At 26.3% G+C, this 16,525-nt stretch carries 14 protein-coding genes and 1 rRNA gene; all 15 read right to left on the bottom strand.

Annotated elements, in window-relative coordinates; genetic code table 4:
• Nucleotides 1-36 precede the first annotated feature (36 nt).
• Entirely contained in the window at nucleotides 37-2,331 is a 2,295-nt protein-coding gene (locus tag RRG59_RS02295; protein ID WP_322901893.1) for a UU173 family protein, read from the bottom strand.
• A complete protein-coding gene (locus tag RRG59_RS02290) occupies nucleotides 2,321-3,967 on the bottom strand; it encodes a DUF2130 domain-containing protein (protein ID WP_322901891.1) in 1,647 nt (548 codons plus the stop codon). The genes RRG59_RS02295 and RRG59_RS02290 overlap by 11 nt, the downstream gene beginning before the upstream one ends.
• Before the next feature lie 176 nt (nucleotides 3,968-4,143).
• Nucleotides 4,144-4,569 (bottom strand): hypothetical protein, encoded by a 426-nt coding sequence (locus tag RRG59_RS02285; protein WP_322901889.1) that lies wholly within the window; start codon nucleotides 4,567-4,569, stop codon nucleotides 4,144-4,146.
• Between the two features lie 80 nt (nucleotides 4,570-4,649).
• Complete coding sequence (locus tag RRG59_RS02280; protein WP_322901887.1) at nucleotides 4,650-4,937, bottom strand: hypothetical protein; 288 nt, start codon at nucleotides 4,935-4,937, stop codon at nucleotides 4,650-4,652.
• The gene (locus tag RRG59_RS02275; RefSeq protein ID WP_322901885.1) at nucleotides 4,925-5,791 is read right to left on the bottom strand and encodes a hypothetical protein; all 867 of its coding nucleotides are present in this window, start codon (nucleotides 5,789-5,791) and stop codon (nucleotides 4,925-4,927) included. The genes RRG59_RS02280 and RRG59_RS02275 overlap by 13 nt, the downstream gene beginning before the upstream one ends.
• A 203-nt stretch (nucleotides 5,792-5,994) precedes the next feature.
• Nucleotides 5,995-7,119 carry a YhjD/YihY/BrkB family envelope integrity protein gene (locus RRG59_RS02270; protein WP_322901883.1) on the bottom strand — a complete coding sequence of 375 codons (1,125 nt, stop codon included), beginning with the start codon at nucleotides 7,117-7,119 and terminating at the stop codon, nucleotides 5,995-5,997.
• On the bottom strand, nucleotides 7,103-8,524 hold the full coding sequence (gene gatB, locus RRG59_RS02265; protein ID WP_322901881.1) for an Asp-tRNA(Asn)/Glu-tRNA(Gln) amidotransferase subunit GatB: 1,422 nt from the start codon (nucleotides 8,522-8,524) through the stop codon (nucleotides 7,103-7,105). Before gatB ends, RRG59_RS02270 begins: the two co-directional genes overlap by 17 nt.
• The gene (locus tag RRG59_RS02260; RefSeq protein ID WP_322901879.1) at nucleotides 8,517-9,842 is read right to left on the bottom strand and encodes an amidase family protein; all 1,326 of its coding nucleotides are present in this window, start codon (nucleotides 9,840-9,842) and stop codon (nucleotides 8,517-8,519) included. The genes gatB and RRG59_RS02260 overlap by 8 nt, the downstream gene beginning before the upstream one ends.
• Entirely contained in the window at nucleotides 9,842-10,144 is a 303-nt protein-coding gene (locus RRG59_RS02255; RefSeq protein ID WP_161553074.1) for a glutamyl-tRNA amidotransferase, read from the bottom strand. Before RRG59_RS02255 ends, RRG59_RS02260 begins: the two co-directional genes overlap by 1 nt.
• A gap of 8 nt (nucleotides 10,145-10,152) precedes the next feature.
• Complete coding sequence (locus RRG59_RS02250) at nucleotides 10,153-10,992, bottom strand: RluA family pseudouridine synthase (RefSeq protein ID WP_161553073.1); 840 nt, start codon at nucleotides 10,990-10,992, stop codon at nucleotides 10,153-10,155.
• 86 nt (nucleotides 10,993-11,078) lie between these two features.
• Entirely contained in the window at nucleotides 11,079-11,663 is a 585-nt protein-coding gene (gene scpB, locus RRG59_RS02245; RefSeq protein WP_036431344.1) for an SMC-Scp complex subunit ScpB, read from the bottom strand.
• Nucleotides 11,647-12,414 carry a segregation/condensation protein A gene (locus tag RRG59_RS02240; protein WP_036431346.1) on the bottom strand — a complete coding sequence of 256 codons (768 nt, stop codon included), beginning with the start codon at nucleotides 12,412-12,414 and terminating at the stop codon, nucleotides 11,647-11,649. The genes scpB and RRG59_RS02240 overlap by 17 nt, the downstream gene beginning before the upstream one ends.
• Entirely contained in the window at nucleotides 12,407-13,171 is a 765-nt protein-coding gene (locus tag RRG59_RS02235) for a lysophospholipid acyltransferase family protein (protein WP_322900775.1), read from the bottom strand. The genes RRG59_RS02240 and RRG59_RS02235 overlap by 8 nt, the downstream gene beginning before the upstream one ends.
• A gap of 9 nt (nucleotides 13,172-13,180) precedes the next feature.
• Nucleotides 13,181-13,492 (bottom strand): 4'-phosphopantetheinyl transferase superfamily protein, encoded by a 312-nt coding sequence (locus RRG59_RS02230; protein ID WP_036431352.1) that lies wholly within the window; start codon nucleotides 13,490-13,492, stop codon nucleotides 13,181-13,183.
• Nucleotides 13,493-13,634: 142 nt separating this feature from the next.
• Nucleotides 13,635-16,521: ribosomal RNA gene (locus RRG59_RS02225) — 23S ribosomal RNA — on the bottom strand.
• Nucleotides 16,522-16,525: the final 4 nt, after the last annotated feature.

Here is a 16,525-nt window from a genome sequence, read left to right as displayed (position 1 = left end):
GAATTATTTAAAATTATTTTAATAATTATTTATATTTTAATTTGTTTCAAGAAAAAGTTCATCATCAATGAAAGTGTATTTGTTATTTTCTATTTCAGTTAATTTGTATTCATATTCATTAATGTTTTTAAATTTTGTTCTAAATAAATACATAATAAACTCATATACCATAATCATTGCTCTAACATCATTTTCACAGTATTTTTTTAATTCAGGAACAATATTATTGATTCATACTGCATCATTAGTTGCTCCCAAATATCTTAAAATGGCCGCTTCCATTGCCATTGTACCTTTTTGAATAACTAATTCATTATAAGGTGTTATCTTTGTTTTTAAGTCAAAATTCATATGAGTTATGTATTTTTCAATTTTTTTAATCGAGTAAAAATATTTTAAAAAGTTAATATGAATTAAAGATTTATTATAAGTTATGTTTTTATTATAAAAATCTAAACTATTAGGTTTAATTTTTATAAGATTTTCTTTTTCATAAAAACTAATAAAGTTTTTTATATCGATATTCAAATTTTTCTTATGACTAAAGCAATCAGCTAAATCTATGGTATTGTTGTTTATGTATGTAATAATGCTTGTAAAATCACTTATATTATTATATTGAGTTAAAAACCAAGTTTGAAATTCTTTATTACTAAAAAATTCATATGAAACTAATTTAGATATTTCTTTATTTCTTGTATTTTCATAATTTTTATTATAAACAACAAAGTAATCAGGTTTATTATTATAAATAGTTTGGATTATTTTAACTAAATCTTTACAACTTATATTTTTGGTATCTATAACTAAATTTTCAACAGATTCTTCTATTCCATTTTTTGTTATTATAACTGAAACTTGGTTTACAAGTTGGTTGTATGGGGCAATTCTATTCATTGGTGGATATAAATCTGAAAAACCTTCATAATCATATCAACAAATTCTTGCATTTTTTTTGTGTAATTTTATGAGTATATTCAATGCATCAATATGAAAAAAATTATCTATTTCTTTGTAAATTAACATTTTATTTTCCATTGAAACTAAATTATTTTTTTCATTATTAGAAAAATAAGACATAGATAATTCTTCAAAATTTTGTCCTATAAATAATTTTAAAAGTTCATTTTTTTCTTCTTTGTTTAAAGATGAACTTTCATTTATATAATAATTATCCGATTTTACTTTATAAATGAATCTGTTACTTTCAAGTCAATTATTTATTTCTTGAATAATTGACTCTTCATCAAAGGAAGCAAAATATTTAATAGCACCAAAATTTGTGTTTTCATAAAATTCAGTAAATGATTTTTCTATTATTTTTATGTAATAATCAAAATCATAATATTCTTTGTTATGTGTTTTTTTTGGTATTTTCAAAAATCACTTCAGGTTAAAAATATCACCATCAAACATTTCTGTTTGACATTTTTCAAAATCTGAAGAAATAGAAAAACAAGGTATTTGATTTCTTTTTATACTATTATAAAAATTATATTCAGATTTCTTATCATATCCGTGTTTTTTTAACAATAAAATATCACCTGTTTTCTTTATGCACTGGTCAATAAGTATTTGATTTTCATTTGCTTTCTTACTTGTGCTTTTAGATATTGTTTTAGTGTATACTGAACTAAATCCTTCATAAAAATCTATATAATTTTTTTTAGTTTTATTTAGTATTTTAGTATATGGATTAATTAAAACAACCGACATATCTTTAATTATTAAATTATTTTTTTTAAAAATATTAAAATAATAAAAGAACTTAGAAAAAAACTCATATTTAATTCTAGTTGTATAACTAAGTAAAACTAATTTACTATTTTTTTTATCAAAAATAAAGAATGGAGCATTATAATTTATTTCTTTTTGATTTCACAATAAATTTCCGTTCACCACTAAATTAATATTTGGTTTGTCAAAAGCATTCATTGTTTGAATATGCCTAGTTTCTCAATTTGATTTGCTAGATATATATTCAATTTCATTTGAATTAAAACCATATTTATTAATATATCATCTAGTTGCATCTAATAAATATCTATCATAACTATCTTTTGCTACTTTTATATAACTTTCAGAAACATCATTTATTTCTAAATTAATTTCATGAATTGAATTATTATTTAAAGTTTCAAAAATCTCAAAATCAATTAAAGCTTCATCACTGTTTTCTTCGTCTATATCATTAGAAAGAATATTTTCTTTTTTATATTTTAGAAAATATTCTTCTTGAATTAAATTAACAAAATTTTTTGGTGTCCAAATTAAAGCAGGATTATTGCTAAACACTTTTTTAAAAACGTTTCAAGTAATATTATTCTTCATCTATTATTACCTGAACCTCTGTTTCTTCTTTGTCTTTATAAGATTCTAATTCATTTCTTTCTAACTTATCAATTTGCTTAATAAATTGAGAATTTTTAAATTTCTCAAAGGTGTTATTTAGTTTTTTGAAACTATTTCTTTTTATTTCATCAATTAAATCATATATTTTTTTTGCTTCTTGTTCTATTGATAAAGCAGTGTTAGAAATTGAATCTATTTTTGCATTAACAATATTAATATTTTTTTCTATATTATCTTGAACAAATTTATTAAATTCATTCAGTATATATTCTTTATTATTAAATTCAATTTGCGAAATTATTAATTCAGATTTTTTTAACAAGACTTCTCTTAATAATCGTATTAAATTAATTAAATTTTCTCATCTTACAATATAAATATCATCAAAATTTGGAACTCTTTTAATAAATATTTCTTCCTGTGGATTTAATTCTGTTGACAAAATAGCATAATCTGCTTTATAGTTTATTTTGTCTTTGTTAAGTTTACTGATGAAATCTTCATTCTTTTTTGTTCCGGTTTCAGTTGATTTATTTTTTGCTTCTATTATTATAGAACCGATTGGTTCTTTTTTATTATGAATATTTTTTTTGTAAAAAACTATTTCAAAATCTGGCTTATTATTTTCTATGATTTGATTTGCTTTATGAAATACAACTAATTCGTCTAAACTAAATGCTTCATTTAATAAATTCATTAGATGATCTTCATATACTTCACCAACTTCTTTAGTTGAATTAAATCTTCTGGATTTGTTAGTGATTTCAAGTTGATTCTTTGTTTCTTCTAAATCTTTTGACAATTTTTGACTCTCTTGGTTTTTTAAATCGATTTTTTCGTTTAAATTTTGGATTGTTAATTGTTTTTCTTTTATTTCATTTTCTTTTTTATTAAGTTCTTCATTAAACTTAGATTCTAAAATAAGTTTTTCATTATCTATTTCTTTAGATTTAATTTGATTTAAATATTCTTTTTCTTGTTTTAATTTATTAATGATTTGATTTAATTCATCTTTTTCTTTTTGGTGTCTTTGTTTTTCTTCATTAAACTTAGATTCTAAAATAAGTTTTTCATTATCTATTTCTTTAGATTTAATTTGATTTAAATATTCTTTTTCTTGTTTTAATTTATTAATGATTTGATTTAATTCATCTTTTTCTTTATTTAATTTTCTTTCTAATTCAAAAAAGGATTCTTTTGTTTTAACCTCAATTGATTCTGTTTTCGATTCAAGAAGTTCATTAAATCTTTGTTGTTCTTTTTTTATAACTTCTACAATATCTTTTTCTTTTTTTAATTCATATTCTTGTCTTAAATTATTTTGCAATTCATTTAATTCTTTTATTTTTTGTTCTTTTAAATTTAAATACTCTTTACTATTTAAAACACTATTAGAATATTGTTCTTTAAATTCCTCATAATATTTATTTTTTAAACTTTCTTTTTCTGCATCTGAAAAATTTGACTTAATTGTACTTATTATTTCAGTAATTGCACTTGTATTTAAATTTAAAAAATCTTTTAAATCTATATAATCACCTGCTTGTGCATTTTCTTGGATATAAAATTCATAGTTATTGATATCTTTTATTGAAATTTTTATTTTTTTGCTCATAGTACCTCATTAAAATAATTAAATATTAGAAATTTATTTTTTATATGCTATTAACAATTGATTAAATATATCTGAGATTAAATCATAAGGAATAGCAGAAGCAGGCCCTGCTTCACATATTTGTTCATTTACCATTTTATTTTTTTGTGTTGGTGTTTTTGAACGTTGAACAAAATCTAAACCCCCATACCGCTTTTTGCTTTACGTGCTTTAATCATTTTATTTATGGAGGCAAGCCCTATCATTCGACTGTCTAAATCTCTTCTTAATTTTACTGTTTTATCATCTTTTAATACATAATATTTTTGTCCATCTATTATTTCTATAGTATAAGGAGGTTCTATTTTCCCTTTTTTTAATTCTAGTTTAACGTTGCTATAAAAATATGTAGCTTTTGTAGTTAGAAAACCATATTTTCCATAACTAGCTTCATTTAAATAATGATTTTCATTATGAAAATCAGTTCTATTTAATATTATATATTTTCACATCATAGATTGTTTTGGATTTTCTATATAAAAGAATTTTGGTTTATAAAATTTAATTAATTCTATTGTATTATTAATACACTTTTCACCTAATCTTTTTATAAATAATTGCACATCTGATTTTAATTTTTTTGAAAACCCGATTTTAATTGTTCAAACTCTTCTACTGTTCTTTCAATTACTTTTGTTTTATCTTAGTTTAATTTCCAAAAAGGTGTTCCACCACCTTTCATTGTTAAAACACAACTAAAACTTTGGCATAGAGGACTTGCTACAATAATGTCTGGTTTGGGATATTTTTTAAATAATTCCACTATGTTATCAGAAGCTAAATCCAATTTATAATGAAATTCTCTTGTAGGTTCAGTGATATCTCATGTATGTACTTCAAATTTTTCCTTTAGTTTAGGATCATTATTAATTGAATTGAAAACTGAGTTTTGTCCACCACCAAATAAATCTCACACTATTATTTTTTTCATTCTATCCTCTTGTATTCTTTTATTAAGTTTTCTAAGTTTTGTATATCTGTATTATTTGTTAAAAAGTTTATAAAAATCTTTATGTCTTTTTTTAATAAAGTTTTTAAATTTATTAACTCATTAATTATTATGTTCGTTAATAAATTATTAGAATCGTTTTGCACTAGTGATTTATGTATTCCTTGATGGCAAATCGAACACAAAGGTATTAAGTTTAATTTAGAATGTATAATTTGTCAGTTTGGTATATCTTTTAATAAATCATAATAATTCAAAAAATAATATTTAGGAATAAGATGATGAATATCAGTGTAATTTAATTCATATTTTTCTAATAATTTTTCAACAAAAATTTTTATAGGACATCTATAATCTTTATTTAATGAATAAAACATTGCACACTTATTATTTCAATATTCCCTTATTTCTTTTGTAATGGTTTTCGAAATTATCGGAACATACTTATTTTTTAAATTATCACCATAGGAATTTAATTCCATACTATCAATATCATTAATAAATCTTTTAAAGATTTTTTCATCAAAATTATTATTTACTGTTATATAAAATAAATACTTTATCTTTTGTTTGCTCTGCAAATAATAATTTAAGACTGTATCATTTTCAATATATTGAAAATTGTTCATCAAATGCTTAAAGAAATCAAAAGTAATAAATGAGTTTGAAGATTGTGTACTGAAGTTGTATCCATAAAATGATTTAGAATAAAAGATAAGTGTAATAATTTTGTTATTAATTTTTATAGAAACTATTAATATAGACTGTTCTTTATTTGATGCACATAATAAAAATTTATCATTTCTAATCCTTATTAGAGTTGGATTATTTTTCATGCACATTGATGTAAAGTTTTATTTATATATTTTGTTTATATCAAAATTATTTTTCAATAAATATTCATATATTCTAGTTTTTTTTAAAATCAAAGTTCTTTATTTTACAATTATTTAGATTTTCTTGAATTTCTTTATATGATGAATACATGTTCATATACAACCCCCCTTTATAAAATAGTAAAAACACTTATTAAAGTGTTTTAAAAGACAAATAGTGAATAAATTTTCTTGGGTATTGTATGTGAACTGACATAACTTTTATAATATGAACTATTAAATACAATCCCTAAAAACATAAAATATACGTATCAGTTAATAAAAAAACCTATACTAAAAAAGAAACCTACTGCTGCACCATATTTATAATAATTTAAAATTTTGTTTAAATATGTATAAATAATAACTAAAAAAAGAGAGGGTAAAAAAGAAACGAAAACTCCTCTATATATTGACTTATAACTTAATTTAAATGATGGACCTTCTTTAAACAAAAATAAAAAACTAAAAACAAAGAATAAGATAATAAATGATAAATAAGCAAAATCACTCAAACCATAAGATAAAGTCTGATGATTGTTATAAATTGAAGCTTGACTAAATATATATAAGGTAGAAAAAAATCATAATAAAAACGATATTCCTAACACTAAATACAAACCTTTAAGTTTATTTCCTATAAATGTTCCTGTCTTTTTGTGATAATAAATTGTATTAAAAGCAGTAACTAATTTCCCATATCCTCCTGCTGATATATATAAAGAAGGTAATGCAATAACTGAACCCGGAATTCATGAGTATAATTTAAAATTAGAACTAACATCTATTTCATCTAAACTTAAAAAAATCTCACCACCTGGAATAAATTTATTAAAAACAATATTATTAAATAACGATTGAAAAGTGCTATATTGAGTGTTTAATTCTTGTTTTTTAACTAAATTAGAAACTAAGTTTTTAAATGTTGTAATATTATCATTTATAACTAAATTTAAAAAGTTAACAATGAAGATTACAGCAACAAATGAAATTAACATATAAAATGTTATTGATAATCAAATAAAATTATATTGTTTTGAATTAAATAATTCAAATATGTTGAGTATTACTCTTTTTCTTTTTATTTTTGCGTTTTCAGTTCTTGATATTATTAAAATATTAGCAAAAATACTAATTATACTTTTGATAAAAAATTCATAAATTTTTTCTAGAAAAACAAAAGGGTTTCTCGGAATTATATTTTCATAATATTCTTTATATATTATCTTAGGAACTTTTCTTTTGGTTATTTTTTTATAATTTAATATTTTATTATTTAAATTTTTCATTTAGTAATTTAATAGCTAAGTCATTTGAAACAATCGGATTTACTTGTCCGTTTGTTTTTTTCATTAAGGTTCCTAAAACAAATTTAACTACTTTTTCTTGTCTTATCGGATATTCAGAAACTAAATTTAGATTATCATTTATAATTTGTATTAATAATTCATTAATCAATTTTACATCAGTGATTTGTTTTAAATTATGTTCTTCAAGTAAATTATCAATGTCACCTGAATAATTAACTAATAAAGGTATTAGTTTTTTTAATGATTTTCCTGAGATGACTTCTTTATCTAGTAATTCTATTGATTGAGATATGTGATTAATATCGATTCCCAAATCATAAGCTAATATACCTTTTGCATTTGCTAAAGATACTATTTCAGCAAAAAATACTTTGGATAATTTTTCTTTGTCTGGATAAGGAATGCTATCAAAGTAATCAGCTAATTTTATATCGTCTAATAAACTATTAATATAAATTTGTTGAATATTGTTTTTTTGGTATCTTTCTTGTTTTTGTAGTGGTAGTTCTTTAATATTAATGGAATTTATGAATTCATTAGACAATTTAATTAAAGGAATGTTTGGTTCTGGAAAATATCTATAATCAACTGTATCAGTTTTTGTTCTCATTACTATATTTTCTTGTTTTTGATCATCAAATCTTTTTGTTTGTTGCAAAATAATTTGATCTGTTAGTATTGCTTGACTTTGAATTTTTATCTCGTTTTCAATTGCTTTTTTAATATTTGATAATGAATTCATATTTTTTATTTCAACTTTTGTACCAAACTTTTTAGTTCCGTATGGTCTAAGAGAAATGTTGATATCAGCACGTAATGAACCAGTTTCTAATTTTCCTTCAGAAATATCTAACGATTGAACTATTTTTCTTATCATGTCTACATATGCTACTGCTTCATTTGAACTTCTAATTACTGGTTTAGTTACTATTTCAATTAATGGCACACCTGCTCTATTATAATCTAACATAGTCCCTAGTTCTGTATGATATTGTCTTGCTGTATCTTCTTCTAGATGAATTCTTTCTATTTCAATATTTTTTGTTTGATTATCAACTTGAATTGTAACAATACCATTCTTTCCTATCGGATTAAAATATTGAGTTATTTGGTAACCTTTAGGTAAATCGGGATAAAAATAGTTTTTTCTATCAAAACATAAAACTGTGTCTATTTCCATATTCAATGCTTTAGCAAAAGATAATGCATGTTTTACAGCTTGTTTATTTACTAAAGGTAAAGTTCCTGGGTAACCCAAATCTATTTGATTTACATTAGTATTTGGTAAGGCACTTAAATTGATTTCTGAACTAGAAAACATTTTTGTTTTTGTATTTAATTCAATATGAATTTCAATTCCTATGATAACTTCAAAATTATTCATTTATTTCTCCTATAATTTCTTCTATATATTCAGCATAACCTAACAATTTTTCATCTGAATATATTTTAGATTCGATTGCTAGTGAGAAAGGCATATTTTGATATTTTGATAAAGGAATAGTAATTGATGGATTACCAACTAAATTAGCACCAGTTAAGATATAATCCATTACCCCGTATTCCTTTAATTCATTGAATTTTGGAGCAATTCCCCCAAATGCTGGAAAAATAATTATGTCATAATCATTATGCAACTTAGTGTAATAATTTTTAATTAATCTTCTTACTTTTTGTGCTTTAAAAAAGATTTCTTCTATATTGTTTGAATATAGAAAATAACTACCTAATGATAATCTTTCTTGAACCATTTTTCCAAAATTATTACTTCTTGTATATAACATTAATTCTTCTCAAGATGAACCGTCAACTCTATTCCCAAAAGAAACACCAGTTAAATTTGATAAATTTGAACTAGCTTCAGAAAATGATAAAACTTGATAAACAGGTTTAATTGTTCTTAAAATATCAATATTAGGTTTTATTTTTTCTATTATTATTCCTTGATCATTTAATTTTTTAAATAATTCATCCATTTTTTGGTTTACATAATCTTCACAAAAATCAGAAAAATCTCACATAACTATTTTTTTAGGTTTAGTTTTAATTACATTAGAAATTTCAATATCTTTAGATGTCATATCTTTTGTGTCTTTACCAAAAACTGCTTGACTTACTAATATACAATCATTAACATTATGAGTAAAATAAGCAACTGTGTCTAAAGAAGAAGCAAAAGCAAATAATCCATATCTACTAATAGCTCCATAAGATGGTTTAAATCCTACTATACCATTATAACTAGCTGGCAATCTTACACTATCTCCTGTATCACTACCTAAAGCAATACCTATGTTTTTAGTAAATGTTGCAACAGAACCAGAAGATGAACCACCAGCATAATATTCTTGGTTTTTAGGATTTTTTATAATACCAAATGCACTATGTGTTCCTGTTCCCCCTAATGCTAATTCATCAAGATGAACTTTTGCTATTTTTAAAGCTCCATTTTCATATAATTTGTTTAGAATCGTTGCATTATAATAAGGAGTAAAATTTTCTAATATTTTTGATGAAGCTTTAGTTTTACTTTCTTTTGTTGCATAATTATCTTTGATAGTTAATACAACATTACTTAAAAATTTGTTAGGAATATAATCATTATTTGCATATGGATATAAAAATGATACTGAATTATTATTATCATTTTTTAATTCATTGTATGCTAATTCATAATTTCCTTTATTAATAAATTTTCTCATTACTTTACTACCTTTGTTAAAATTACATAATCATTATTTTTTTGTGGTGCATTATTAATTAACTCAGATTTATTTATTGAATCTAAATTATTGAAATCATCTTCTCTTAAAAAATCTATATAGTATTCTTCATCTATTTTTGACATAGGTTCTATATTTGTTAGGTCTAAATTATCAAATCATTTAATTTCTTTTTCTAGTTTTAATCAATTTTTTAAGATATTATCAACTACTTCTTCTGTTGGCTCAAACATTAATGTTTTTACTATTTTTTTTAATTTTTCTCTTGTTATTTGTTCCATTATAATTCCTATCATTTTGGATGTGAATAAAATTCTAAATTATTAAGATATTTTAACTCACCATCTAAACCATTTAATTTAATGTAATATGAATGTAGCATTAATCTTTCAGAGATTTTACCACCATATTTTTTATCACCATAAATTGGTTTGCCTAAGTATTTTAAAGTTAGACGAATTTGATGTTTTCGTCCTGTTTTTAGTTCTGCATACTTTTTATTATTTTCTGTATATAAAAGAGTTTGTGCATATTTACTTTTATCTGTTTTATTTTTAGAAACTTTGATTTTACCTGTTTTATCTTTATAAAAATATAAATCAACTATTTTTCTAGATTCATTAAAATCACTTTTAAAAATATACCTTTTAGTAAAAAGTGATTGAGTATTATTAAATTTTGATACAGTCATATAATTTTTCCCATATAAAATCAATCCACTTGTTTCCTTATCTAATCTTCCTATGTGACTTGGAATAAAACTATCATTATGTTTATAATTTAAATATGAAAGCACTTGTAAATCTAAGCAATCATCAGTTCCATGAACCTCAACACCATTTTTTTTATCAATAACTAATAAATTATCATCTTCATATATTATTTTAAAATCAAAAGGTATTTTGCTAAAGTTTGTTATTTTTTTTCAGTCTTTAATACCATAAACTACAACAATGTCATTTTCATTAACTTTATCATCTTTATTGATTTTTCTATTACCATTTATTTTTATGTCCTTTTTTCTGAATAGACTTTCTATTTTACTAATTGGTATATTATTTAAATACTTACAAATAACTTTGAAAATTGTTCTTTGTGAATCATTTTTAGTTGCTTTTATTTCAAACACTTTATACTCCTTTTTATAAAATTTAATTATACATTATTTAAATTAACTAATTTATTATAAGTAAATAAAAAACGCTATTTTAAGCGTTAATTATCTATTTCTCTTTGACTTGAGAATAAATCAAAATCATTTGTTTCATTTTCTACACCATCTATGTAATTAAAATCATTCATTTTAGGTAAATCGCGTAATGAAGATATTTTAAAATGGTCATAAAACTTATTTGTAATACCATATAAAACTGGTCTACCTGGTGTTGGAGAAATTCCCACTTCTTCAATAACACCTTTAATTAAAAGGGTATTAATAACTTGGTCAGATGCTGCTCCCCTAACTTTATTAATTTGTCCTCTTGTTATTGGTTGTTTATAAGCTATAATCCCTGCCACTTCTATTGCAGCATTTGACAATCTTTGTGGTTTATTTACAGTAATGAACTTAACAATATATTTTTTAATTGATTCTCTAGTTGCTAACTTGTAAACGTCATTAAAATTAACAACTTTTAGTCCATGGTCTAATTCGTTATATTCTTTATGGAAATCCATTAGCAGTTTTTTTGCTTCTTGTGTTGTTTGTAGATCGAATAAATTTTTAACTTGTTCTAAATTCAGACCATTTTCACCTTCGATGTTCAGAATAGCTTCTAAAACTTTATGAGTTTCTTTCATTAAAATTTTCTCCTTTTGTTATTGTTATATCACCATATTCACCTTCTTGTTTAATTTTTAAAATTTGTTGTCTTGATAAATCTAGTAATGCTATTAGTGTTATAGCAAAATGATTTAATGAAGGTTGATTAAATACCATTTCAAAAGTAACAATTTCGTTATTTTTTAAAAGTTCTATAATGAAAGGAAATTGGTCAGATGGTGTTAAATTAAATTTTTCAATTTTTGTTTGTCTTAGATTTTGAGCATAAACTCTTTCAAACATTTTTCTAAGAACATTAATAAGTTTTAATGGAGAAGAATGACCGTCTAATTTTGAGTTATCTTCATCTACAATATATTCATCATAACTGCTTGGTTTTTTTATAAATATATCGTTTCTATCATTCTGAAATGTTTTTAATGCTTCACGAATTTTTTTAAAATGTTCATACTCAATTAAGTCTTGAATAAATAACTTTTTCTCTTCTTCTATTTCTTCATTTATTTCACCAGGTTCTTGCAACATCATTTTAGTTTTTAAATTGATTAATGTAGCAGCCATTACTAAATATTCACCAGCTATATCTATTTCCATTTCTTTTATTTCGTCTATTATTTGAATATATTGAGTTGCTAGTTCTATTAAATTAACATCTTTTATATGAATTTTCTTATTTTTAATTAATTCTAATAATAAATCTAATGGACCATTAAAATCATTTAATTTAAATGTATGTTCATATGTATAGTTTAAATTTAGTTTACCCATTTATTCCTAAATCCTTTGTAATTTCTTGTTTTATTTGATTAGAAATGGCATTTGGATCTTTTGTTATATTATTTTTTGCTTTATGTGGTTGTAAAAAAGAAACAATAACTTCTTTTCTTGATTTTCTTTTTAAGGAATATGAATCAAGAGTGTTTTTAATAGATACAGGTATAATATCTACATAAGAATTTATAGCAAATTTGAATACTCCAGAACTGAATTCACCTAATTCTTCTTGTTTAATTCTTGTTCCTTCTGGGAATACAACTCCATATGTTTTATTTATTTTTATAAATTCTGAAAAATCCTTCATTGTATTTAAAGAATCTTTAATACTTCCCCTATCTATAAAAAATGAATCAATTAAATTCATAGCCTTATAAATAGTTTTTTGTTTTTTTAATTCTTTTTTTCCAACAAAAGTAGGAATTCTAAAATTATCAATAAACTCTTGATTAGTTTGTTCTAAAGCCACAATCATTGCTAATGCATCTAAATAAGATTTATGGTTTGGTGTTAAAATAACACCACCTTTATTAGGTAAATTTTCTAACCCATTAACAGTTAAATCAATATTATATAAATTCAAAATCTTTTTACTTAATTTTAATATATATTTATATCTTTGTTCTTTAGTAATTAATCCTGGTGTTTTACGGTATTTCCTATTCAATGAATTTATTTTAATAAATCTAATTATTCATATTGGGAAAGTAAATAATAACTTAATTCTAGAATCGATAAAAAATTTTTTCATAACATTCCTTTATCCAACAACAAATGCCACTATATAATCATCTTCATAAGATATAGAAATCTTAAAATTTTTAAAGTGTCATCGTTTATTTCTTTTGTATAAATTTATTTTATTAAATTCAAAGTATTTATTATCTGATTTAAAAATAGCTTCTTTAATTGCTCAAGATCTAGCTAAAAATATAGATTTTTCTTTTTCATTATTTAATTTTTCAAACTCTTTAATTTCTTCTTTTGAAAGAATTCTATTAATAAAAAAAATATTTTTATTTTCAAATCTAGAAATACGTGTCAAGTCAACACCTATCTTGAATTTATACATAATATTTTAATTATATTAAATTTTCGCTTTTTTGTAAATCATTAATATACATTAAATAAAATAAAAAAATGCCCATTAGGGCTTTGTTCTTTCAAAACTGAATAGTAATTAATAATTCATTAAAATGTCTGAATACATTTTAACTTTTAAACCTATCAATTTATTAGTAATGGTCAGCTGAATGTATTACTACACTTACACTTCCATCCTATCAACCTCGTAGTCTACAAGGAATTTCAAGGGAATACTTATCTCTGAGGAGGCTTCCCACTTAGATGCTTTCAGCGGTTATCCCTTCCGTACTTAGCTACCCAGCTATGCTCTTGGCAGAACAACTGGAACACCAGCGGTACGTCCACTCCGGTCCTCTCGTACTAAGAGCAGCTCTCATCAATATTCCAACGCCCACATCAGATAGGGACCGAACTGTCTCACGACGTTCTGAACCCAGCTCGCGTACCGCTTTAATTGGCGAACAGCCAAACCCTTGGAACCGACTCCAGCTCCAGGATGCGATGAGCCGACATCGAGGTGCCAAACCTTGCCGTCGATGTGATCTCTTGGGCAAGATAAGCCTGTTATCCCCAGGGTAACTTTTATCCGTTGAGCGACTGCCGTTCCATGACGTACAGCCGGATCACTAAGTCCTGCTTTCGCACCTGCTCGACTTGTAGGTCTCGCAGTTAAGCACACTTCTACCTTTGCGCTCTACATACGGTTTCTGACCGTATTGAGTGTACCTTTGAACGCCTCCGTTACCTTTTAGGAGGCGACCGCCCCAGTCAAACTACCCACCACGCACTGTCTCCCCACCGGATAACGGTGGCAGGTTAGAAACTCAACATACCAAGGGTGGTATTTCAAGGTTGACTCCTCTAAAACTAGCGTCTTAGTATCATAGTCTCCCACCTATCCTACACATGTTAGGCCAAGTTCCAATACGAAGTTGTAGTAAAGCTCCATGGGGTCTTTTCGTCTTGATGCGGGAACCCAGCGTTTTCACTGGGACCATAATTTCACCGAGTCCAATGTTGAGACAGTTGAGAGATCATTGCGCCTTTCGTGCAGGTCAGTATTTAGCCGACAAGGAATTTCGCTACCTTAGGACCGTTATAGTTACGGCCGCCGTTCACCCGGGCTTCATTTCAACGCTTCGCATAAGCTAACGCATCCACTTAACCTTCGGGCACTGGGCAGGCTTCACCCCCTATACATCACCTTGCGGTTTAGCAGAGAGCTGTGTTTTTGATAAACAGTTGCCCCTCACAATTTACTGTGGCCAACTCAAAAAGTTGGCACCCCTTCTCGCGAACTTACGGGGTTAATTTGCAGAGTTCCTTAACATTGGTTTTCTCGCTCGCCTTAGAATACTCATCTTGGGAACGTGTGTCCGTTCTCGGTACAGGCACATATATATTTTAAATGTTTAGAAGCTTTTCTTGGAAGTATGAATTCACATAATTCAGCTGTTAAACCTTTGCATCATAACTCCCGGTTATAAAACACGCATTTAACTATATTTTACAGTTGTTATTTACACCCAAATCCATTAATGGGCTATGCTATCCTTCTCCGTCACTCCATGACATATATAAGTGGTACAGGAATATTAACCTGTTATCCATCAGGTACGCTTTTCAGCCTCCCCTTAGGTCCTGACTAACCCTGGGTGGACGAACCTTCCCCAGGAAACCTTTCCCAATAGGCGTTGTGGATTCTCACCACAAATCGTTACTCATACCGGCATTCTCACTTCTTAACGCTCCACCAGTCTTCACAGTCTAGCTTCAATGCATTAAGAACGCTCCTCTAACGTACTTTCGTACCCGTGACTTCGGTATCGTGTTTTACTCCCGTTAAATTATTGGCGCAAGATCTCTTGACTAGTGAGCTATTACGCACTCTTTAAAGGGTGGCTGCTTCTAAGCCAACCTCCTAGTTGTTTATGAAATCTCACAACCTTTCTGACTTAACACGATTTTGGGACCTTAGTCGACGATCTGGGTTGTTGCCCTCGCGAGCCGGGACGTTAGCACCCCGGTTCCGACTGCATGACAATACACGATGGTATTCGGAGTTTGATTATAGTCAGTACCGCTAGGCGCGGCCATTCCATATTCAGTGCTCTACCACCAAAGTTTAACATCACACGCTAGCCCTAAAGCTATTTCGAGGAGAACCAGCTATCTCCAAGTTCGATTGGAATTTCTCCACTATTCACAAGTCATCCGGGCACTTTTCAGCGTACTACGGTTCGGTCCTCCATTTGGTGTTACCCAAACTTCAACCTGCTCATGAATAGATCACATGGTTTCGGGTATATGTCAACATACTAAACGCCCTATTAAGACTCGATTTCTCTGCGGCTCCGCTTTTCTCTGCTTAACCTTGCATGTTAACATAACTCGCCGGTCCATACTGCAAGATGTACGCCATTAGCCATTAACGGCCTCTGACTAATTGTAAGTAAGTTGTTTCAGATTCTATTTCACTCCCCTCCCGGGGTTCTTTTCACCTTTCCCTCACGGTACTAGTTCACTATCGGTGTCTGGTTAGTATTTAGCCTTACCGGATGGTCCCGGCAGATTCAGACAGGGTTTCACGTGCCCCGCCCTACTCAGGATACTATCAAAAGTTCTTATTATTTCACATACAGGAGTTTCACCTTCTGTGCTTCAGTTTTCCAACTTATTCTGCTATAATAAAAATTTGTAACTTTATGTAGATAGTCCTACAACCCCAACTAAGTTGGTTTGGGCTCTTCCAATTTCGCTCGCCGCTACTGATGGAATCATTATTTATTTTCTTTTCCTGTTGCTACTAAGATGTTTCAGTTCACAACGTGTCTCGCTAATTAGAACTATATATTCATTCCAATGCAGTTAGAAATTACTCTAACTAGGTTTCCCCATTCGGAAATCCCCGTTTCGTAGCTTATATCCAGCTCCACGAGGCTTATCGCAGGTAATCACGTCCTTCATCGACTTCCAGACCCAAGGCATCCACAACTCACTCTTACTTATTTAAAAGTTA

This window comes from Mycoplasmopsis felis, from assembly GCF_034647055.2.
GTDB classification, from domain to species: domain Bacteria; phylum Bacillota_I; class Bacilli_A; order Mycoplasmatales; family Metamycoplasmataceae; genus Mycoplasmopsis; species Mycoplasmopsis felis.
The sequence above is the reverse complement of the archived record's forward strand: the minus strand, read 5'-3'. Positions and strand labels throughout refer to the sequence as shown.